13 protein-coding genes are annotated in these 22,696 nt (G+C 52.9%); all 13 read right to left on the bottom strand.

Annotation, left to right across the window (positions count from 1 at the left end; all coding sequences use genetic code 11):
• Positions 1-25: 25 nt before the first annotated feature.
• The 13 genes from GX466_06085 to GX466_06025 all read right to left on the bottom strand — a co-directional run bounded on the left by GX466_06085 (position 26) and on the right by GX466_06025 (position 22,696).
• Positions 26-3,043 (bottom strand): BamA/TamA family outer membrane protein, encoded by a 3,018-nt coding sequence (locus GX466_06085; GenBank protein NLH93771.1) that lies wholly within the window; start codon positions 3,041-3,043, stop codon positions 26-28.
• 8 nt (positions 3,044-3,051) lie between these two features.
• Positions 3,052-3,954: an MCE family protein gene (locus GX466_06080; GenBank protein NLH93770.1), complete on the bottom strand. Its 903-nt coding sequence runs from the start codon at positions 3,952-3,954 to the stop codon at positions 3,052-3,054.
• Between the two features lie 9 nt (positions 3,955-3,963).
• Positions 3,964-5,211: an asparagine synthetase B gene (locus GX466_06075; protein NLH93769.1), complete on the bottom strand. Its 1,248-nt coding sequence runs from the start codon at positions 5,209-5,211 to the stop codon at positions 3,964-3,966.
• A gap of 661 nt (positions 5,212-5,872) precedes the next feature.
• Entirely contained in the window at positions 5,873-6,571 is a 699-nt protein-coding gene (locus GX466_06070) for a T9SS type A sorting domain-containing protein (protein ID NLH93768.1), read from the bottom strand.
• Positions 6,572-7,101: 530 nt separating this feature from the next.
• Positions 7,102-9,159: a hypothetical protein gene (locus GX466_06065; GenBank protein NLH93767.1), complete on the bottom strand. Its 2,058-nt coding sequence runs from the start codon at positions 9,157-9,159 to the stop codon at positions 7,102-7,104.
• Positions 9,160-9,182: 23 nt separating this feature from the next.
• Entirely contained in the window at positions 9,183-9,977 is a 795-nt protein-coding gene (locus GX466_06060) for a hypothetical protein (protein ID NLH93766.1), read from the bottom strand.
• 4 nt (positions 9,978-9,981) lie between these two features.
• Positions 9,982-11,088 (bottom strand): hypothetical protein, encoded by a 1,107-nt coding sequence (locus tag GX466_06055; protein NLH93765.1) that lies wholly within the window; start codon positions 11,086-11,088, stop codon positions 9,982-9,984.
• A 55-nt stretch (positions 11,089-11,143) separates the two neighbouring features.
• Positions 11,144-16,975, bottom strand: a complete 5,832-nt coding sequence (locus GX466_06050; GenBank protein NLH93764.1) for a T9SS type A sorting domain-containing protein — start codon at positions 16,973-16,975, stop codon at positions 11,144-11,146.
• A gap of 933 nt (positions 16,976-17,908) precedes the next feature.
• Positions 17,909-19,633, bottom strand: a complete 1,725-nt coding sequence (locus tag GX466_06045; GenBank protein NLH93763.1) for a hypothetical protein — start codon at positions 19,631-19,633, stop codon at positions 17,909-17,911.
• Complete coding sequence (locus tag GX466_06040; GenBank protein NLH93762.1) at positions 19,630-20,697, bottom strand: DUF4837 family protein; 1,068 nt, start codon at positions 20,695-20,697, stop codon at positions 19,630-19,632. The genes GX466_06045 and GX466_06040 overlap by 4 nt, the downstream gene beginning before the upstream one ends.
• Positions 20,698-20,720: 23 nt before the next feature.
• Positions 20,721-21,266: a CDP-diacylglycerol--glycerol-3-phosphate 3-phosphatidyltransferase gene (pgsA, locus tag GX466_06035; protein ID NLH93761.1), complete on the bottom strand. Its 546-nt coding sequence runs from the start codon at positions 21,264-21,266 to the stop codon at positions 20,721-20,723.
• Positions 21,259-22,092: a hypothetical protein gene (locus tag GX466_06030; GenBank protein ID NLH93760.1), complete on the bottom strand. Its 834-nt coding sequence runs from the start codon at positions 22,090-22,092 to the stop codon at positions 21,259-21,261. The genes pgsA and GX466_06030 overlap by 8 nt, the downstream gene beginning before the upstream one ends.
• 1 nt (position 22,093) lies before the next feature.
• Entirely contained in the window at positions 22,094-22,696 is a 603-nt protein-coding gene (locus tag GX466_06025; protein NLH93759.1) for a methyltransferase, read from the bottom strand.

Below are 22,696 nucleotides of genomic sequence, written 5' to 3'. Positions count from 1 at the left end.
TGTTATCTCCTATTTATGTTTGATGTTAAAAGTCTTCGCTGAGGCTGATATAGAAGGTGGGCCTGGAGTTGGTTTCCAGGTCTGTGAGCCAGGTAACGTCCAAAGCCAGGATAACATAGCCCAGGTCCAGACGCGGACCGAAGCCGTAGCCAAGCCTGAGGTCCTTCAGCTTGCTGCCGTCAAAAGGCTGGAAGTTGTCAAAATCGTCAAACACCGTGCCCAGTTCTGCGAAAATGCTGCCCCGGATGTTGGGGATGGTCAGGGGCAGGGGAAAGGCCATATCTATGTATTCGAAGAAAGGAAAGCGGAGTTCAGCCGTCAACACCGCCTTTTTAGAGCCGCTCAGGTTGTCCCCGTAAGCCCGGATGCCGTAATATCCGCCCAGGGAAAAGCGCTGGTGATTCGGCCCCGTGCTGATTCCGGCGATACCTCTGAGGGCAATGGAATAGCGCTTGCTAAAGAGGGTGTAGCTGCGCCAGTCCAGATAGTTGGTCACATAGTCGATCTTGCCGTCGTTGATGGTGGTGTTCAGGTCGTAATAGAGCCGCCAGCCGAGCAAAGGACCGGTGGAGCCGTAAAGGGCGTTGTCGTGCACCAACCTGAAACCGGGTGAATAAACGAGGTCGAGGTCGTTGGCCAGTTCTACTTCGAGGCTGTCGCCAAGCTGGTAGAGGTAGCTGCCGCGCTGGTAAACCATTTGGTCGAATTCCAATCTCAAAAATCGGCTGAAAGGATAGCGCAGCAGAAAGTAGCCGCCGCTCTGGCGTTCCCGGTAGCGGAACCAGATGTCGTTGTTGGGTCCCGGCACGACCTCTCTGAAAAAGTACTCATCGTTGTGGTTGAAGACGCCGATTCCGTAATCCATCCGCTGCCTCAGATAGAGATAGGTGAGCGCGAGGTTTGATTCCTCTAGCTTTCCGGACACTCCGGCGTTGATGCCGATGCCGTGGTCGCCCATCATATCGCTCATGCTCAGTTCCACATAGCCAATGGTACCCACCGTGGGCGAATAGGCCAGTCCGCCCCAGAGGCTGTCCAGGGAAAACCTTGCCCGGTATGGCTTTACCACTGGCGGGTTGTCCTTAGTTTGGGGACGGTCATCGTAGCTGAAGTCCCGCTGCAGCAGCAGAGAGTCCTCGGCGGTGTATTCGAAAGTGGGAAATTCAGTTAGGAAAGGGTCCCTAGTGGAGAAACCGGCGGCGGGATTGACCCGGCGGGGCTTCAATGCTTCCCGTTTGCCGTAGCGGTCCAATTCGCCCAAGTCGATGCCAGCCAGCAGGCTGTCTTCCAGCGCCACGGTCCGGGGGGCTGGATAGGCGGAGAAACGAAGCGTATCCAGGCTTCTATCCTTGAAATAGATATCCCAGGCGCCGTCGAAATAGTTGGCCAGCAATAGGTGGCGGCTGTCGGGGGAAAGGTCAGCGGAATAGACTCCGGAGAGGACGCTCGTCACTTTTGCCCTGCCTCCGCCTTTCAGGTCCAGCGCGAAGATATTGCTCACGCCGCCATCGGAGTTGATATAGTAAAGGTTTTGGCCTTTGGCGTCCACCTGGGGAAAGCTGCAGTCTTTCTTTTCAAAGGTGTGTTGGGTCAGTTCTCCGCCGGCAAGGTCAAGGCTGAAGATGTTCCGGTTGAGGTTGGCAAAGAGGCCCCGGCGTCTGCTTTCTGGATCGCGGCTGCGTTCCGAGGCGAAGACCACGCTCTGCCCGTCCGGGGTGAAGCGGGGCTGGAGGTCGTTGTAGAGGTCATCGGTGATGCGTGTGAGGTTTTCGCTCTCCAGATCCATCAGAAAAAGGTCACAGCGCATCCCCTGCTGTCCGGCGAAAACCAGGCTGCGGCCGTCCGGAGCCACGTCCAGTTCATAGATGGCGCTCATCCCGGCGGGGGCGATGGAGCGCACGATCTTGCGCCGATCAACGTCCAGGATGTGGATACGGTCGCCATTGGCGGTTTTGGCGGCAAAGGCCACGCGGCGGTTGTCCGGGAACCAGCTCAGGTTGGAGCGGAAGCAGTGAAATTCCTCTATTTCCCCGGTGGCTTCGCCTTTCAGGATTCGGCGCGGCTCGCTCAGGCCGTGGAGGCTGCCCATCCAAACGCTGTAGCGAGATTCGGCGCTGCTGAACCAGACATAGCGGCTGCCATCAGGCGAAAAGCGGGGCATCAGGTTGAAATAAGCGCCCTTTTTCTTGCTGTCGCTGCGTTTTTCCAAGCTCTCCACAGGGATGCCCTGGCTTTCCACCAGGGGGTAAAAATCACGTTTGAGCTGGTAGCGCCAGCGGGATTCAAGGTCATCGAACTCCAGGCCGAAAACCTTCTTGGTGGCGTTGTCCAGACCGTTAGAAGAACGCAGGGTGTAATAATATTCCGTCACCTTGTCTTTGCCATAGCTCTTGGCGAGGTAGGCCAGAAAGCTTTCCCCCAGCCGGTAGGCGTAGTATCCGCCCAGGTTTTGCAGGGGGGGCAGCTTGTCGTTCACCACCATGTCCAGGATGAACATGTTGTTGTAATCGCTCTCGCCGCCGATGGAGAGGTATTCCGGCAAACCTTCCGAAAACCAGAAGGGAAAAGAGGTGGGGCGCATGGACCTGAGCGCGTTAGCGACCCCGTCTTCCAGGGCGTTGGTATAAGCGTGGGTAAGCTCGTGGGCCAGCAGTTCCTCTAGGTCGGAGTAGCTTCCGTCGAAAGGTATAGCCACCCGGTTGCGCAGGCTTTCGGTGAAGCCGCCAACCCCTTCCGTGAGCAGGGGATAGATGATGTTTGTGCTTTGAAAATTTGTCTTGCTGCTGTAGAACATCACCGGGATGCGGGAACCGATGGGAAAAGTGAGCTGGTCTTTCAGCGTGTAGTAGGTCTCCTCCGCCATCAATGCCACCACCCGGCCGAATTCATCTTCGCCCCGGGGGTAATAGATGTCGAAGTGCATGGTCTGCAGGGTGGACCATTCTTCGGGGACAAGGTTGACCTTGTTTTGCCCGAAGTAATAGGCGGGGGAGGTTCCCGCCGCCAGCAGCAACAAGAGCAGGAGAATGTATCTCAGTTTCATCGGCATCCTTAGAATATGCTGAATTTAAGGTATTTCCTGGGGTTGGCGCGAACGTCCGCCACCAGTGAATCCAGACTGGCCACTGAGCTTTGGAACTGGCGGTAAAGGCCGTCGTCGCGCAGCAGCTTTCCGGCCGTGCCCTGGCCGCTGTTCAGGGTGTGCAAAGTCGCGTCCAGCCTGCCCGACAGGATTTTCAGGCTGTCCAGGGCGGAGTTTACCCTGACCATGGCTTCCGGTGCCTTGCCGAGAGCGCCTTCCAAATCGGCTGAACTGGCCTGGACAACATTCCGCACCTCGCCGGTGAGCCTTTCGATTTGCCCCAACGCGGCTTCCAAATCGCCTTTGGCCTCCAAAGCCAGCCTGTCCACCGACGTCGCCGCTTGCTGGGCATTGTCGAGCACCAGGTTCGATTTGCCGATCAATCCGTCTTCCCCACCCAGACTGGCAAAAAGGGTTTTTATCTCTTCAATGGCCAAAGTGGCTTCACCGATGACGCCCATTATCCCCTGGGGTGAATCACCCTCGAGAACCTGCTTGGTGTTCAAAAGGCCCGGTCCCTCTCCTGGAGTGATGTTGAGCAAGGTCCCCCCCATCAGGCTGCTGTCTGAAATCAGAAAGCGGGAGCCCTCTTTGAGGCGGACGTCGCTGTTTATCCGCGCCGTCACCAGAATATCCCGGTCCCGCGCCTCTATCTTTTTCACCCGGCCCACTTCCATGCCCCTGAAAGTCACCTGGTCCCCCACCTCCAGGCCCATCACCTCGTCAAAGCTGATGCGCAGGTCCGTCTGGGCGCGGGTCGAGATGCGGTTGCTCAACCACAGGTAGCAGAACAACAGAATAGCCAGGGTTAGAATCGTGAAGAGGCCCACCTTGAGCTGGGTTCTGCGGATGTTCGGATAGAATCTTGTCACTGCCCTTCCTCAGGTTTTCAGTTCTTTCTTCTCGGCGGCTGGAAAGAGGATGTTGTTCAGGATCAGCCTGTATCCGGGCGAGTTTTTATGGAGGTCGAGGATAGTTTCGGGATCGCCGACCTTGTGCTGGTAATCCTCGGGATCATGTCCGCCGTAGAAGGTGAAGGTGCCTTTGCCGATGTTGCCGTGGATGTATTTAACCTCATTCTGGCCCGGCACCTCGGCCAGGATGATCACGCTTTTCTTCACCTTGTCCTTGAAAAAGGAGGTGGTTTGCCCCAGAAAGCCGTCGATAACGTTCACGTGGCACTGGGTGAGCATGGTGGGCACGGGATCGTATTTGGCTGAAAAATCGAATAGTTGGAAATAGTCCGCTTCCGCCCCGCGCAGCCGGGAATAGTCGCTGGCGTCGATATCGGAAAATTCATATTCAAAGGGATTGGTCTTTAGCTTGAAGTTTTCGAAGGCAAAGCAGCGGCTGAAATCCAGCTTGCTTTGGTATTGGGGGTCGATTCCATCGCCGTCGACGAGGCTGTCCACAATGTCCGTTCCGTAAGCCGCCATCGCGATGTCGAAGGTATCCGTGGCAGCGCACATGGCAAAGAGGAATCCGCCATTCTCCACAAACTCGCGGATTTTTTGCGCCACCGCGTGCTTAAGCTGCCAAACCTTGGCGTAGCCGTGCCTCGCGGCCATTGCCTCGTTCACCTGGACGTCGTTTTGATACCAGGGCATGTGGCGGTAGGAACCGTAAAACTTGCCGAACTGCCCCGTGAAATCCTCATGATGCAGATGCAGCCAGTCATAATCCACCAGCTTGCCATCCAGCACCTCATCGTCCCAGAAACGGTCATAATCGATTTCGGCGTAGTTCAGGGCCAGGGTCACCGCGTCGTCCCAAGGCAAGGCGTTGGGCGGGATGTAGATGGCGATTTTCGGCTCTTTTTCCAGAACCAGCGCCTCCATGTTCGCATCCTGGATTTCGGCCATGATGGCGGCCACTTGGGCGGAGGATACCAGCTCGAAACGCACTCCGCGGATGTTGCAGAGCGCGGCCAGGCCTTCGGATTCCGGCATCAGGAAACTTCCGCCCCGGTAATTGAGCAGCCATTTCACCACATACTGCTCTTTAAGCGCTTCGAAGGCGACTCCGTAGGCTTTCAGGTGGTTGCTCTGGGTCTGGTCCATCGGCACCAGGATTTCAGCCCCCGACAGGGAGCACAGCGCAACCACCAAAATCAGCAAGTATCTTTTCACGCGGTTCCTCGTTCGGCGTCTCATCCCTTTGGTAAAGGGATTTTCACCCATTTTTCCATGTTAAATATCAAAACCCTCCAGCGGCCATAAATCTGTCAAGCTAATTCTGCCAGAGCTTTGTCGCACTATAGCTTTCTGAGGACATGCTCCCCCAAGGTTGATGCCTGAACCAGAAAAGAGGCAGCCCCCAGCATAGACAGCCACCATACCGCTTTTCTTTTCTCAACGGATTCAACTGATTTGGGGAGAAAAAGTTGGCGTAGAGCTCCTTGGTCATCCTGATTTCCGAACTCCAACAGAGCCTCGCAGAGGCAGCAGGACGATAGCGAGGGTGTGAAGTGGCCGGGAACCCGATGAAAGAATGAAGCGATGCTGTCTGGCCGTTAAGGCCCTTCATTGTGCTACGGATTCGCCTCCCGCACAATGCCCGCATTTGATTCGAGGATCTTGCGGAAGGCGTGGGAGAGGAATGGTCGCGAGCGCTCAGGGCCTGCCTGACAGGATCTTTGGATGGGTAAGCATTTTAGCGCTCTTTTAGGCCAAGTGGGTGCAGGCGCTCAACCAAAAAGAAGCCCTCCGAGCTTCACCAACCCGGCATGAATGGGAATAAAAAGTCCCGCGCCAAAAAAGCGCGGGACCAAGGTTAAGTTGGAATGGAATTCTACTTCAACAGAATGGCTTTGGCATAATATTCTTCGCCACCGGCTTGCATCCTAACGAAATAGACTCCCGAAGAGCAGAGCCGTCCGTCTGAACCAGTGCCGTTCCAATTCTGCCGATACACACCGGCTTCCTTGTTCTCGTTAACCAGGGTCTGGATGATTTGTCCGCGCATATTAACAATGTCGATCTTCACAGGCAGACTGGTTTTCACGCTGTAGCTGATGGTCAGGTCCGGATTGAAAGGATTGGGATAGAGGGAACTAATGCCAGTAGCAAGAGGAATCGCAGGGGTGTATTCACCTTCGCCCGGGACGGTAATGGCAATGGGTCCGAAGAACGTGTTGGTGCCGTCCATATCCAGAGCTTCAAGCCAGTAGTAATAAGATTGCTCCGGCTGTATCACCGTGTCACTGTACATGTAGGAAACAGGCAGTGAGGTGTTGGTGGCTGGGATCAGGGTATTCTGGTCCTCCGCCTCGGCCAAAACGTCGCTGTTCCCGCGCAATATCCTGTAGCCGATCATATTCGACTCTGTCTGGGTAACCCACATCAGATTGACCGCGTCATTGGTGATGCTCATCGATGCGGTGAAAGTGGAAAGCTCTACGGGGAGTGGTGGGTCGTAATAGATGCAGTTTCCAATTTCTACTGGGCTATACCACGTCCATTCATCGTCGTAAAAATTCTCTCCACTCATATAACGCGGATACAAACACACCCATATATCATCTTCAGGATTCCTAATTCTCAGCTTTACATGAAAGAATTGTGTTGCGTTATAGGGAAGTATAGTTCCAGACCCTTCATCCTGAAGAAACTCCGTAGTTACTGAGAACACATCAGTCATAGAGTTATTCGCTATCAACCAATAAAACTGAATTGGAGGGTAACCAGGAATAACTAAATCTTGTATCAGTGTCCCTTTTGTGACTTCAACATTTTCGCCTGTTGGTACCCCATTTCCAGGGCATACTTCAGTTCCAAAAGCACTGCTGTATTGCAATGAAACAAAACATGTTCCAAGCCTTGTTTGCTTTTGAGTATCAGAAATGCCCTGAGCCATGACATCGAACTCAAACCATGTTCCCCCTGAATCTTGAGTTAATTCTCCGTTGGCCAAAGTGTATAGTATTCCAACATCTCCCTCAATCCCCTGAGCCGCCAAGAGGATTGGCAAAACAGCCATCAATAATAATATAAGCATCCTTTTCATTTTTTACTCCTTAATTATGGTATCTGAGTCCAATGACCGGAATTTGGCCTCCAGTAATAAGTCCGGTCTGTTGGGATAACATTTCCATCAAGATTAAAATCTGCGATATAATAACCGTGCCACAACCCACTTTGAATGCGCCAATAAAGATTATTGTCAGCAGAAGCTATGATTCCATCCTGATTGGCATCCCCGGAGTACAAGGCTAGAGTGCCAGGTTCAATCTCATTTACTCCCAAAGAATTACCACCGAATACAGAATTCAATACCGTCAAATCAGCTGGCGTTGATCCGGCAGAATCAGAGGAAAAGACAAATGGTTCGGCAGACATCACTTCGAGATGGTTTCTATGCTGCACGATAATATAATACTCCATACCTTCGGTGAACTCGAAAGCCAACTCCGGATTTCCATTCACATCCACCACAGTGCCATCGTTGAGCAGGAAGCAGCTCTGCGGTTGTTCAAACGGGCCGGTGGAGGTAGCCCGGAGCTGGATGTAGATCCAGTCCACGATGTAACGGGGTGAGGCGTCTGGAAAAGCTGTGAGCGTTATGCTGGCATCATAAGGCGAAGTAAGTGGAATGTAACCATTGTCGCTCAGGATATGGGTCATGGTCCCGCCTGCGACATAGGGCCCCTGCAGAAACACCTTGAGACCTGTGTATATGTAGAGCGGGGGTTCGATCACGATGTTGCACGGGCCATGGGGCAGTCCGTAGCTGATAGCGTGGTTGAGCGGGTCACGCAGGATCACATCGGAGAGCATGACATCCGTTCCTCCAGGACCTGTAGATTGGTCTTTGGCTTTGAGGGTAACGTAAAAAAGCGTTCCTGTGCCGTAAGCTCCCGGTGTGTAACCCAAAATGGAGCAGGTGGCGGTGTAACCTCCGTTTTCCTCGATGATGAACCATTGGGTTTGGCCAACATCGTTGAGAAACTCGCCTTCCTCGAAAGCCTCGAGTCCGCTTACTTCCAGATAGGTGTCATCAAAGTCGAAATGCACTTGATAGCCACGCAGGGGTGTACCTTGCACCAAGCCCTCGATTTTAACGGCCACGCGCACCTCTTCATAGTAAAGAAGGTCATAATGCGGCAGGTCGATCCAGATGTGTGCGCCTTCCTGGATTACTATCTTGCCATGCTCCAGAGTGAAATCCTGAATGTTTTGGTTGAGCGGATCCCGCAGGATCACATCGGAGAGCAGCACATCCGTTCCTTCAGGACCTGTGGTTTGATCAAAGGCGTTCAGGGTTACGTAGAACAGGGTTCCCTCGCCAATGGCACCGGGCGTATAGCCCAAAATGGAGCAGGTGGCGGTGTAACCTCCGTTTTCCTCTATGATGAACCATTGGGTTGGGCCGACATCGCTGAGAAACTCACCTTCCTGGAATGCGTCCAGCCCTGTCACAGCCAGATAAATGTCATCAAAATCCAGATGGACCTGATAACCGCGTAGGGCGTCCCCGGCTTCCAAGCCTTCGATCTTCACAGCCAGGGTAGTGGTACCGTAGCAATACAAGTCCTCCAGTGCTGGGTCAGTATAGATGCGCACTTGCCGGCGAACATGGATGACACCGTTTTCAATGCTGCCAGCGGTGATGGATTGGTTGAGCGGATCACGCAGGATCACGTCAGAAAGTTCCACAGGGGTGCCCGATGGACCAGTGGACAGATCTTTGGAGCTTACATTAACATAAAACAGAGTACCGGACCCGATGGCTCCGGTAGTGTAGCCCAAAATGGAGCAGGTGGCGGTGTAACCTCCGTTTTCCTCTATGATGAACCATTGGGTTGGGCCAACAGCACTTAAGAATTCTCCTTCTTGGAAAGCCGTCACTCCAGACACTTCCAGATAGGTGTTATCAAAATCAAGATGAATCTGGTAACCACGCAAGGCTTCTCCCATGGTCAGGCCTTCTATCTTCACAGCCAGGGTAGTTGATTCAGAATAGTATAGTTGTTCTTCAGGCGGATCGATATAGATGCGCACCTGTGCCCAGGCAAATTGGGTGAAAAACAAACCCAGCACCAGTACCAAAAAGATTTTGGCATATCTTAATAAAATCATTATGTACTCTCCTTTGACATTTATTACTGAGTCCCTGTAGCAGTTACCCGGAAGAATTTCTTGTCTTCTTCCACGGCTTGGCTCCAAGCAGACTCAGTCAGTCCAGAAGCCTCCAGCTGCCAATCATTAGCCAGGGGATCCACTGCCGAATAAACTGAATAGGTACAACCGGATACCTGATCCCATGATACAAATAAAACATTGCCAATTATTGTCAGTGCAATGTGTTGGGGCAGTATTGGAATTAGGCTGTTTTCAACATCCTGAGCGACCACGGGATCGAATAAGGTAGCGTTGTCATCCCAGTATTGCTGGTTAGACATCATGTTTTGCTGAAAACCGATCCCCGCTCTGTGTCCCGTGTCGAGAACCTTGAATTTTACATTGAAAAGCTGTTGTGGGGTGGTAGAAAGCAACCCGCCATTTCCTGCTGAATACAAATATTCAAAGGTAATCGCCAGACGGGTGCTGGTATTGTCGTTGATGATGAAGTAGTAAAACGGGAAGGGTTCCCTGTACACCAAGTTACCCTGAGTAACGATCACGTTGTTGTTTGTCCTGACATTAAAGCCAAAAGCCTCAGGGTTATAATTCAGCAGGACTATCCCTGTTCCCAGCCTTTGATCGCTTTCCGCGCTGCTGGCCATAACGTCCAGGCTGAAATAGCTTTCCCCTTCCCATTCGACCAAGTCTGGGTTGGCAAAAGAAAACTCGATGTCGCCGCGATTGGTTGTGCCCTGCTGTGCGAAAAGCCGTCCGCAAGTGAGCATTGCCAGCAAAATAAAGAGTAGCGAGAATTCCAGGGTTTTAGGCTTCATACGTTCACCGAGAAGTGGGCACCATGCTAATCAAACCTGTATTAATCCGCCACATGGAATTTAGGTCACTGGGAGCGACAAATCCATCCAGGTCAAAATCTGCGGAGTAATAGCCACTCAGGCCAGTCTGGAGCCTCCAGTAGGAATTACAGTCGTTGGGATTAACCGCTCCGTCCTGGTTTGCGTCACCAGACGCCAGGGCTACAATCCCAGTCTCCACTTCTTTCACACCGCCGCCTCCATAAATACTGGTGATATCACTCAGATCCAAGATAGGCGGGGAACCGCTGCTTCCAAAGTTGATTGCAGAACTGCTCATCGCAGCCAGATGGTTGCGGTGGCGGACAACAACATACCAAGGTCCGGGAGAGCTGTTCATCAGGATAAGGTAGGGCTTGTCAGGCAGGCGCAGCCAGCCGTCGGAACCCAGCCAGGCGGATTTGGACACTGTGGGCTGGCCATCATAGGTCGAACGCAGTTCCAGCAAGCACCAGTCCACCACGTCCTCAGGGATGTAGTCTACCGTCACCGGATCCGCAGCGTATGGAGATGTAAGAGGGATGACGTCATTTTGCAGAGTGTGCATGGAGCCATTGCTGTAAGCCCCTTGCAGCCAGCATTTAGCTTTTAGGTAGGCAGGAGAAGGCCCGATTATTACATCGCCGTTGTTGGTGGTCACATCTGGGATGACGTGCCCAGTCAAGCTATACAACTGGAAATTGTAGAATTCGAGGGTGGTGAAGCCTTCTTCAATCGCGGTGAAAGTTATATAGATCAAATCACCGGGTCCGAACACCGACGCTCCGCCCTGGAGGATTTGGCTCGAAATACGCACCCTGTCCGGTGCTTCTGGAGCGGCTATGAACCAGTACATTGGGAATCCGTCGAGCAAGCTGCCGCGGGCGGCTGAGACAAAAGTCACCTTGCTGGGGTCATAGGTAATCCAACTGGTGCTGCCTCGCACCTCTGTTACAGTATCCAGATGCACTGTGACCGTGAAGTTCTGCTGTATTTCGGCTGTCTGCGGATTGGGGGTGATGCTAACCACCTGTGCTCCCAAGCTTAAAGCCAGGCAAGCCAGAAGTAGGGTAACCGCGAGTCTGGAATACATTTTTCTTGATCCTAAAAGTGGAGTCCGCCCCGTAGGGCGGACTCCGTTCATTAGTTTACTTGATAAGGAGGCCTTTGTTGGTTTTCACATAGTCTTGCGCTTCCATGCGGAAATAGTAGATTCCGGAGGAAACGGAGCGGTTGTTGCTGTCCTTGCCATCCCAAACCACGCGGTACGTTCCAGCGGCCTTGCTTTCATTAATCAAGGTGCGGACCAGCTGTCCACGTGAGTTGTAAACATTGATCTTCACGCTGCTGGCTTCCTTCAATCCGTATTGGATGGTAGTGCTGGGATTGAAGGGGTTGGGGAAGTTGCTGCCCAGATAGCTTTCCAGCGGAATCACATTCACCAAGTCTTCGTTGGCTGTGTAGTCATAGGTTATGGCGATGTCATGGTTGTCCCAGCTGCGGGCAATCATCGGCTGAAGCGTGATTTCAGTGTCGCTACCCACCACGTTGAAAACGAGGGTGGCAATGTTGCCGTCGCCTTCCAGGGCGTTCTGACCCAGGGTGGCACAGGAGACCTCCACCAGGCCTTCAGCATTGGTGTGCAGCAGCAGGCTGGCTTCCGGCCAGATGTTACCTTGCTCAATAGACGCCAGTTGCAATCCGCTGCCGTAGGCGATGGGCATGTTCAGGCCTTTCAGGAATCCATTGTTTCCACTCAGTTCCAGATTCACAACGATCTGGCCACCGTTGTTCTGTGTAGCCATCATCACCATGACAGGATTGAGTTCCGGGAAATTCCTGTGATTATCTTCGTAATGTGTGTTGTAGTAGTTCATGGCGAACATCATCAGGTCTTCGATGTTGATCCTGTTGTCCGGTATGGGGCGGGAACGGCGTGCGTAATCTGTTGAGGGACCAACGTCGATCACGTTATTCCAGGCTTCGTTGCTGGAGTTGAAGCCCCAGACAGCACCCAACAAGCCGATATCGTCATCCATGACTTTTCCGTCTTCATTCACATCTCCGGGCCAGTAGGATATGGACTCACGGTGGAAGGGAGCTTCGGGCGCGGCGCTGATGTTGCCAGCCTCATCCACGGCGAAGAGGGTGATGTAATAATAACCACGCTCCATGCCAGTTAAAGTATAGGGGAAGGTTTGGGGAGGGTCAATCTCAGCGAATTTCACCCAGCCGTTTTGCGGGCTGCCAAGTAGTGGATCTGGAGCAGCGAGACTCGGCTCGCTGTGGTCGTCATACTCCGGATAGTGGGTGTAGCCGGTTCCGGCATCACCGTAACTCAGGGTCCAGATCTGGATCTTCTTCGCGCCTTCAGGGTTAGTCCACATCAGGTCGATCGAGTTGTTCGCGTTGGGCGTAGTGCGGCAGGGATGCAGAAGAGCGGTGATCTCGTCTTCCCAAACCACAGGAGTGGGGGGTATGTTGTCGATCAGGATCCACTTGTCCAACGTGTCAAAGCACTCTATTGGTTGGTTATTCTCATCCCGCAGGGTAACCTCACCCAAAGGCAACTGGATGTAGCAGCCATCGGGCACGTTGTTGTAGTCTGCGGTACTGGTCGCGTCAAAGGTGAAGAGGGTGACATTCTCGCCGGTGACACTGCCGGCACCTAAAAAGGCACCAGTGATTACGTAAATCCATTCTGTATCTGTGCTCTGGTCGACTATATAAAGAGGGCTCGTAAAAGCCGATCCCATAACGAAGTTCGTGGGAGCTGTGGCAAAATCCGCCTTGGGGATGATGAGCATCACGTCGAAACCACGCAGGTTTCCAGCGTACGAAGCTTTCACGGAATAGGTCTGCTGCACGTTGTCCTGGATAACTTCCAGAGGCGCGTCCACATACAGAACGGTGCCGTTGCCGTAGATCGTCTGGTCCACAATGAAATAGGTAGGAGCGTACGTGTTGGTGGGGATCAGTGTATTTACGTCTGGTTCATCACCAGAATTATACACATGGATGTAGTTATTAGAGAATTCGTTTCCAGTTACTGTAATTTCAGAAGATACTGAGTCTATCTCTTCAAGTATCAACGCATACTCTGATCCTTCAATCTCGTTGTTAGTAATTAATGCACTTTCAGTCAAGTAGCAATAGATACCGGAGCTAGAATTTGTGATTGTATTACCATCTATTACTGAGTCGATTCCTCCATAATCCAGGACTGCAATCTCAGTAGCGCCATCAATTACGCAACCAGATATCTCTAACCCCAAGTTTTCCTTAGCGTAGAATGATGTCTCGCATCCTGTCAAAGTAGCATTCGAAACCACCAGATCAGTAGTATTTTGAAGTATGATTCCCGAAGCAGTCCAGTGAGTTCCTGTTCCTGGCCATATCCAATCTACTCCAGTAACTGAACAATTTGTCACCGATCCAGTGGCAGATGAAATATCAATGCCATTCTGCGCAATAATGTCAGTGAGCCCTTGACCGGTTACCGTAACATTATCAAGGTCGACAGTAAGATTACCGCCATTCCCTGTCAATACTACTCCAGTCTTTTGGAAGTCAGTCACATCAACATGGTCGAGTTTGATGTTGAAAGACCCGGTGGTGTTATTATAGGCGAAGACACCTACTCCATGCTGAGCGCCGCTGAATGGATCGTTCATTATGTTGATCACATCCACGTCTTCAAGGGTACCCCCGGCGTTCCAGAACGCGACCCCATTGAAGCGGTAGTTAGCGTTTCCTTTGTTGCCGCCGTCCACAATAACGTTTTTGAGCGTGAATTCCTGTACTCCATCCACGAACACGACCGGCTTGTTGGCTGCTGAGGTTGTGAACGACAGAGGCAGGACATCCGGCGACTGGATCACCACCGAATCAGTGCCAACCCCGCGGATGGTGAGGTTTTCGGTAGTGACGTGCAGTTGTTCCACGTAGGTTCCGGGCTGCACTTCAATAACATGGTTGGCTTCAGCCGTGTCGATTGCAGCCTGGATGGTTTCATAATAGGCACCGGTGGTCACATTCCTGATAGGGGTGAGCATCCCCCCGCTGAGGATAAGGTCCATAGACCCGGGCGTATAGTAGTATTTTAAGTTTGTGTCTACGTAGATTTCCGCGACAGGCTGTATGAAGTACTGTTGATAATACTCCAGAGGTGCGGAGAAGCTGCCGCTGCAAATACCGGTGACGGGGTCATAATTCATGACCATATTCTGCACCGGTTCGATGTAGAAGGTTGTCCACCACATGTAGCCAAGCGGATCATCACCTGTCGGAATTCTAAAGCCGAACAAGGTTACATCGTAGCCAACACTGGGCTTTGTGATCCTTATCTCCTGGAACATCGGGGAACTTGGATTGGATGCGACAACTTGCACTTCATATCCAAGGTTGGCGGCGTAGCTTGGAAGCAAACCCTTTTTACAGAACACAGTGTCATGGTTATAGACAGAATTATCGTAATCGTTTATGTCTCCTGACCAAGGAACGATTACTTCGACAGTGGCGGCATCCACAGTGGTCGGTACTACTCCGTTTGCCAGCATCTTGAAACTCGCTGTTTCCCTGTCCATTTCAAATTCGTCAAACCTGTATGTTTCCATTTCAATTGTTTGTCCGTCGAGCAGATAGGTATCAAACTGGCTCCAAGGCCCGGCTGTATTCCACCGTTTGCACCTTACTTGGCTGTTGGGGGATTGATAGGCTATAACTTCCCAGTAAAAATCCTTCTTATAATCCAGAGGCACTGTGTAGTTGACTGTGGCGTATCCACCGCTAAAATAGCCAGTTCCATACGTTGTATTAGCCCAACCACCACCGATTTTAGTATAAAAACCCCAAAGATATGCTTTTGCTCCATCCTCGGAATTGGGCGCGTGGACGGTGAATGTATAGGTGTTACCAGCTATATAATTGTTTGATCCGAGTTCTGTCATTTCGGCATTTGCCCACCAGGGATCATAGGACACGTAACCCGAAACTTTAGTGCCCAGTCCATCAGGATTGTCAGCTTGAGGATCAGGATTGATGGAATCATTATCCAGAGGGCCGCTGGCATCTCCCCACCAGTTCTCTTTGGCATCAAGTACAGCAGCTGTAGTGGAATACTGATTTTCGACGCCGATAGCACAATCTGTTATGGAGTTGTTCCTAAGGGTGTTTCCACTCGGTCCGGGAATACCTGGTTGGCCCCAGGAATAGCTTTGCCAGATCCCTCTGTACACACCGCTTATAGTATTATTGTTAATATCGGCATTGAACACGTTCCCGAGTATCCTGATCCCGCGAGCTGAAGTCGAGGGTAATCCTGATGCTCCGGTTATAGTGTTATTTGCGATAACTGGATTGTAGAATCCTCCGTTATCCCCATCTGCTTCCAGTTGGATGCCTTTTCCGGTTGCAGATAAATTCGATATGTTGTTATAGGATATCTCCACATCGGTGTATTTTCCGCCGAGATACTGATTATAATGCCCACCATATGGGGCGGCCATACCAATGCCTGTGCCGGTTGTGATAGTATTGTGATGAATATACTGTCTGGCCGTGATCTCATACATTTCGGGAGCTTCACTTCCAGATTTCTCGGTCATGAACCAGATTGCGGGAAATGGTGCACAGTCACTTATAGTATTATAAGATATCTCGCTCGCGCCTCTATGACGCTCCAGCCCAACAGGATTGTCATAACAATGGCTAATGTTGTTGTGATGGAAGAACAGGTCGGATGCACAATTACTGCTCCAAAAGCCGAAACCGAAATCTGTATAGACCCCAGTGGCGCTGTCGTATCCACCAATAATGACATTGTTGGATATCTCTACCATCGCTCCGGTAGATCCACTGCCAAGCGCTACCTTGGTTGTTCCAATTTCTTCAGTGGTCGAGTTCCTGATGGTAAAACCATCAAGTTTCACATTCCCAGAAGTGGTGTTTATCCTCACCACGAAACTCGCAGTATCGGATACCGGGTCAATGATCGTGTTGGCAGCTCCAGCCCCCAAAACACTTACGCCTTTATTGATTGTAACCGTTTCGTTGTAGGTTCCTTCGGCTACTTGGATCACGTCACCGGGGGTGGCGGCATCTATTGCAGCCTGTATAGTGGGGAAAATCGCTGGAACCGCGAGCGCAGTTCCGGAATTCACCACCACGTATTTGTCAAAAGTATTGGCAGGAGGAAGAGCATTTTGGATCCTGTCCAGCCCAATGCTGGGATTCGAAGTCTGAGCTGTCATTGTAACGGGATATGAGCCGTTGAAGGTGTTCCCTGTAATAGTATAATCACCGGGACCCCTCATTCTGAGTGCTTCCGCGTATCTTGTGGTCGATCCGCTGAACGTATTGCCGGCGATAATATTGTTAGTTCCGGCAAATTCCAGTGAGGCTAATGTGTTGCCCTGTGGGGTGGGATCAATCGGATTTCCGTTGTTGTCGGTGATGCTCATACCACCGCATATCCCGGAGAGGATGTTGTTTGTGAAAGTGAAGCTCTGAGTGTTCGTTGTACCAGCTCCTCCACCGAAAACCACCAGTTGGCGTGGCACATTTGGCAAGCTGTATTGAGCTCCAAAACCAACTCCACCCGGATTATCCCCGACGAAGGTCTTGCCGGTGATCTCATTGCCATTTATCACTATATTGGTGTTTGCAGCGTTATATTCACCCATCAGGGCGGCGTCGCCTCTGGCTTCGATGATGTTGCCTTCAATCGAGATATTGGTCTGCGCGCCGGTCAGGTAGATGGCGGCAAATTCAACACCAGGAGGGCCATCGATTCCTTTAACGGTGAAGCCGTGGCCGATCGTGCCAATAACCACGCCATTCCTTCCACTTGTCAGATTGATTGTACCAGTACCTCCTCCTGAGTTCAAGCCATCAATTATAGTTGTGGCCGCTCCGTTGACGGAAGTTAGGCTGATGTTTTTATTGACTTTAACATTTTCCGCGTAGGTACCGTCTTGCACTTGAATCTGGTCGCCATCAACTGCGGCATTGATCGCACTTTGAATAGTAGTGTACGTTTGACCAATACCAACAACCAATGTGTTCTGAGCCCACATACTCGATATTCCCAACAATGCCGTCAGGAATAAAACCCAAAACAAAGTTCGTTTCGTTTGTTTTTCCTCATATACGTTTGCTTTTTTTGCCGTCCGCCTTAGCGAACAGCCTACATGGACGTAAAGACAGGTTCCGTCCGCTTTACACTCTTTTATCCGATCTTAAGACAGCGCACAGTCCGAAAGAGTGGCAAACGATTCACAGGAGATAGCCAGCATTCCCTTTTTCAGCTCAATTAGACAACAGCCACACAACTATGCATTATTCATCTTAATCACTAACTAATCCATTGACAGCAAGATAACAATGTGGTGCATCAATAATGGCATCCCTTTTTGCTGTCAAGGATTATTTCGGACCATATTCAAACTGAGTGGGTGCCACTGCCTTCATTCCCGCGCCGGGAAAGAAGCGATGCTGTCTGGCCGTTAAGGCCCTGTACTGGTCCTCAAGTTCGCCTCCCGTATGATGCCCGTATTTAATGCGAGGATCATTCGGGTGGCGCGGGAGGAGAGTGGAATCGAGCGCTCAGGGCGTGACTGGCAGGACATTGCAGTGGGTAAGCAGGTATAGCTCTCTTTTAAGACTAAGTGGCTACGGGCGCTCAACTAAAAAGAAGCCCTCCGGACTACCCACTCGGTTTGAAAGGGAGCCGAAATGAAGCGGCAGACATTACCAACCCGGAAGGTCGACTTGCCCGTAGACCAAAAGCCGCAGGGCTTTGCGGAAAAGAGAAAGGGTCACTGCACCGGAGCGAGGTTGACGGGGATGTCAACCTTCCATGCTCCACCATAATCGACAAGGTGTAGGCTACCGTCCAGCCTTTGCCAAGCTGTTTAGGGGAGCAGTTTCAGCGCTTCGCGGGCCTCTTTTTCGGAGGAAGGGTCGTTTCCGGTCTCCAGGCATTTTTGCAGCCAGGAACGGGCAGAGGGATAGTCTTCCAGAGCAAGGTAGATGGCTCCAATGTGCCAGGCGATTTCCGCGGGGAGGTCAGCCTGTTGTTGGGGCAGCACCATCAGGAGAAGGGCTTCCTCAAATTCGCCCGTGAGGTAATGATACCAGGCCAGGCTGTCCAGGAAGTAGATGTTGTCGGGCTCGAAAACGAGAGCGTGGCGGATGAATCCTGCCGCCTGTTCAGGGTCCTCGCCCCTCATCAGCATCCCGTATCCCATGTCGTTGCAGTAGGAAGGGTTGTCGGGCCAGTCCTTCAGGGCGGCGCGCAGGGTTTGCAGATAGAGTTTCTGGTCATTTTTGAGCTGATAATAGCCGAGCAGGAAGGAATAGTCAGCCTCGCAAAGAGTGTGGCTTTCGCCCAGGCTGAGAATAAGCCGGTGCTTGGCATCCGCCAGACCGGTGAAGGAGCTGTCGCGAATGGTTTGGACGAAGGCTGTAAGGTATGCGGCGGCCGGCCCCGGAGGAAAACGGCAGTCCAGTTCTGCCAGGAAGGCGGGCCAGACCTCGGGGTCCTCCAGTTCCCAGCTTTCGGGAGGGCGGGAGCTGAGTCCGCAAACATAGTAGCTGACGATGTCATCGAAATATCCGCTTTCCGTCAGCAGCGCCACCCTTTCCGGAGCAACCTTCACCTCCGGCCGGAGCAGTGCCTGGGCGATGAGCATTGCGTAAAGGTCCTGTTTGTCTTTGTCCGGAGCGAAAAGAGTGTCCACAATGGCAGCTATCGCGTCCATGATACCGGCCTTTTTCTCCATCAGCGCAGCGAAAGCGAGATAGCCCAAAAGCTCCGTATCGCCCGTGGCCAAAAGGGTTTCGGCTTGGTCGATGAGCAGCTTATTGCGCTCCGGAACCTGGTCGGAGCCTGCCAGATAGAGCATGCGTTCGCGGTCTGCCGGCCATTTTAGTTCGGCAAAATAGCGCCGGGTGAGTTCCAAATCGCCGTTGCGCACGCAATAGTCAGCCAGATAGGCATAGGAAACCTCGTTTGGGTCCAGTTCATGGGCGCGCAGCAGGGCCTCCTTTTCCTTCAGGGGATCGTAATAGAACCAGATTCCAGCCAGCATCCTAAGGATGGCGGGGTCTTCATTAGCCTTGGTCCGGGCCGCGTCAAGCAGACCGAGGTCGGCTCCTTTTCCGGAGCGCAAGCCGTGCACGAAGAGCCTCAAATCGGCACGGGCGGAGGGATAAAGTTCACGCAGGCGGGCCAGTGCCTTCTCAGCGGCGGGAATATCGCCCTCCCCATCGTAAAGGTCAATGTCGGCGTAGAGAAGCTCCGCGTCGAGGCCGAAATCCTTTTCATAAGCAAGGAATTCCTGGCGCAGCCCGGTGTTTGGAAGCTCTCCCACCTGCCAGCGGCCGATGGAGTTGAGCAGGAGCTGGCGGCGGATTATTTGAGCGCCGGGGTCTTCAGCGGCAGCTTTGCGCAGCAGAACGTCCGCGGTGAAGTGGTCCGCTCCGCTTTGATGATAGGCACCTGCCAAAAAATAGTAGATGGAGCGGAAATTCGGCTGGCCGGGTTCGACTTCCGCGACGGTTCCGCTTGTGGCGCAGGCACTTAGCAGCAAGGCCGCCAGGCCCGTAATGATCAGCCTCCGAGTGAGTTTTTTCACTTAATTTCCAATGATTGGGAAATCATCCCCAGTTCCAGCAGGGTGGGCAGTTTCCAACCGTCCGGGAAAAAGACGATATTGTCAACAAGCCAGGCTGTTTTGGTGGGGGCGTGCCAGAAAGCCCAGGTTTGGAATCCGCCTCCAAAGCCGCCTCCCTCCTTGTTTCCCCAGTGCCCCATCATACGCAGGCCCTTAAAGCCAGCTATGCTGTCTGGTTCCGTGCGGTATTTGTTATCCAGGATATAGTCGCCCTGCATGAATTTTTGCCCCAGTTCCTGCCTGGTTTTGTAAATCCATTCCGGGGTGACCTGGTTAACAGGCATGGGTTCGTAATAGACGGAGATGTATTTATCCGGCTTGGTGCGGCTGGGTTTGTAGGGTTGAAAAACAAAAGAGAGAAAGCGCCCGGATTTTTCGTTTTTCCAAAGGCGGTAGATATCGGGAATCTTGATTGTGAAAGGCCAGTCGGAGAAGAATTCTTCCCTTATCACTGGGTTTTGGTAAGCGGCCAGGGCCAGGCGCCGGCGGTAGCGTTCCAGCAGATAGCCAAAGATCTGGTCGCTTCTGTCCTTAGCCAGTTTAGCGAGGGTGGAAGGGTCTTTGGCCAACAGGTAGAGGATGAGTTGGTCGCGGGAATAGTGGTTGCTGATCACGAAAAGCTCGGCCCCGCTTGCCTCGGCGGCGCTTACGAGTTTCGGAGCAAGAGTCTTGGTGATGTGTAGCGAAACAGGGTCCTTGCCGGCAAGGGTGCCGCAGAAAATGAGGTTTTTATAGGGCTTGAAGTCATTCAGGGCTTTGGCTTCCTGAAAGTTGACAGAGAAATACTTCTCTTCCACCACGATGGTCACCTCGCGTCCGAGGCTGGATTTCAAAGGCCGCTTCACCGCGTCCAGATTGGCTCCGTCAGCGAAAATATGAACCTCGTAATCCTCTCCGTAGGCGATGGGCTTGGCGGATTTGATGAGCTGGTCGTGTTTTTCGTAGCGGTTCGAAGCGGCGGATTCCCTGCCGCAGCCAGCTAAAGCAAGTAGCAAAGCCAGCATCGGCAATATATATTTCTTCATTTGTATTCCTTAGCCCGAGTGAATTATCCCGGCCTCAGATAGTTTAACCCGCTTGCCAGAGTAAGCAAAGCAACCGCCCCGAACCAGGCGTGGGCAGCGGTCCGGGCAGCCGGGGACGCGGCCAGACCGGGTTTCCAAGCCCAGATGGAGAGGGCGAGAATGATTCCGGCCATCTGCAATACTGTTTTCAGCTTGCCCAGTTTGTCAGCGGGCATGATGATTCCGCGGTGTTTGTAAACCTCGCGCAGGACGGTGATGCCAAATTCGCGCGCCGCGATGATGGCAAAGATGGGCCAGACGAGGCGAAAGGGCTCCAGCCAGGTGAGCGCGGCCAGAGCAGCCAGCACCAAAAGCTTGTCTGCCAAGGGATCGGCGATCTTTCCAAAATCGCTGGTCACCTGCCATTTCCGGGCCAGATGGCCATCCAGCCAATCGGTGAAGGAAGCCACGGCAAAAACCAGCAGAGCCCAAGCCACGCGGTGTTCCGCGTCGCTGAAGAAGAGCAGCCAAACGAACACAGGAACCAGCAGCACCCGCAGAAGCGTCAGCAAATTGGGCAGATTACGCATTGGGCGGGGTGGAAACCGTGATGCCACGCGTTTCTTGACTTTCCGGCTCGCGCATGCTGTTGATGAGATCAGACACCAACACGGCGGCCAGAACAGAGGCGAATTGCACCGCGAAGAAAGACCAGTGAAGTTGTTGGCTGAGCACATCCAAAGCCAGCAACAGATGGTACAATCCGAAGGACACCAGCACGGGCACCACGATCAGGAAACCGTTTTGCCATTTGGCGGCCTCGCTGGCCCTGATGCTTTCCAGCACTGTGGCCCGCATCCCGCGATTGGCCGCAGCATCGGAAAGGTAGAGGAAGAGACGGGCGTAAACCAGCATCAGAAAGACCACCAGCGCCACAAAGAGGGTGGAATTGCTCCAGCGGGAGCTGAGGGAGTCCAATTCCTGTCGGGCATGGCCCCAGGCAAGTTCCTGGCTATCGACGTCTTCTCCCTTCAGGCCTTTGGCAGTAAGGATTTGCAGCACTTTTTCCCGGCCCCGGAAAGCGGCGTCCGAGGGCTTGAACCAGAGGGTGAGGATGTTGGGCAATTCCTGCTGGGCGTTGGCCGGGATTCCCAGATCGGGATAGCTTTGCAGCAGTTCCTCCGCGGCCTGGAGGCCGGTTTCGCGGACCAGGGAATCTATCTCGGGTACCTCATGCTTCAGCTGGTAAAAGAGGCTGTCGAGACGGGCGGGTTCATTCATGTAAACATAGACCGGCAGTTCCGCGATCTGTTCCAGCCGGGCCTGGCGGCTACTAAGGTATTGATGGTGGACGAATGTCCAGCCCAGCAGGGTCAGGATCGCCAACAGCAGTATCAGCAGGAATCTGAAATTCATTTCACTGTCCTTTATGCCGGATATGGCATATGATGTGTTCTTGCAAACCAGAGGCCGGAAAGAGGGATATTATGTCAAGAAAAGTCTTGTCTGCGGCTTTGCCAAGCTCGCCGGAGCGGGAGCGCGGATAGAGCAGAAGGGCCTGGCCTGCCGGGGCCAGATTGCGCTTCACGCAGGCCAGCACATCAGCCAGCCCGCCGAGCAGCTCAAAGCGGCTGAGGTTGCGGGCCTGGATGGGACTGGTTTTCCCGCTGCCCAGTGGCAGCCAGGGAGGGTTTGAAACGATGAGGTCGTAAGGCAGGAAAGCTGTGAATGAGCGCATATCGCCAGAGTGGAAAGGGATATTGACACCGCACAAAGCAGCGTTGCCACAGGCCAGGTCATTCAATTCCGCCTGCACCTCCAGGCCTTCGACTTGCCAGAGGGGACGCCTGAGAGCCAGCATCAGGGCAACGATTCCGCAGCCGCTGCCAAGATCGAGAACCCGCCGAGGGTCAGGGCCAAAGATGTCCAGAGCTGCCTGCTGCAGCGCGACGGAGGCATGGGAAACCGGCTGCGCCTGCTGATGCTGCCGAATCCTGGGCCCTCCCGGCCACAGTTCCAC

The organism is Candidatus Cloacimonadota bacterium, assembly GCA_012516855.1.
GTDB lineage: Bacteria > Cloacimonadota > Cloacimonadia > Cloacimonadales > Cloacimonadaceae > Syntrophosphaera.
Note: the sequence above shows the minus strand (reverse complement) of the source record. Positions and strands in the feature narration are given on the sequence as shown.

What these genes read in the sequence shown, in the direction of transcription:
- GX466_06085 (NLH93771.1), bottom strand. Translation starts at nt 3,043, where the DNA reads ATGAAACTGAGATACATTCTCCTGCTCTTGTTGCTGCTGGCGGCGGGA.
- GX466_06070 (NLH93768.1), bottom strand. Translation starts at nt 6,571, where the DNA reads ATGAGTGGAGAGAATTTTTACGACGATGAATGGACGTGGTATAGCCCA.
- GX466_06065 (NLH93767.1), bottom strand. Translation starts at nt 9,159, where the DNA reads ATGATTTTATTAAGATATGCCAAAATCTTTTTGGTACTGGTGCTGGGT.
- GX466_06060 (NLH93766.1), bottom strand. Translation starts at nt 9,977, where the DNA reads ATGAAGCCTAAAACCCTGGAATTCTCGCTACTCTTTATTTTGCTGGCA.
- GX466_06055 (NLH93765.1), bottom strand. Translation starts at nt 11,088, where the DNA reads ATGTATTCCAGACTCGCGGTTACCCTACTTCTGGCTTGCCTGGCTTTA.
- GX466_06040 (NLH93762.1), bottom strand. Translation starts at nt 20,697, where the DNA reads ATGAAGAAATATATATTGCCGATGCTGGCTTTGCTACTTGCTTTAGCT.
- pgsA (NLH93761.1), bottom strand. Translation starts at nt 21,266, where the DNA reads ATGCGTAATCTGCCCAATTTGCTGACGCTTCTGCGGGTGCTGCTGGTT.
- GX466_06030 (NLH93760.1), bottom strand. Translation starts at nt 22,092, where the DNA reads ATGAATTTCAGATTCCTGCTGATACTGCTGTTGGCGATCCTGACCCTG.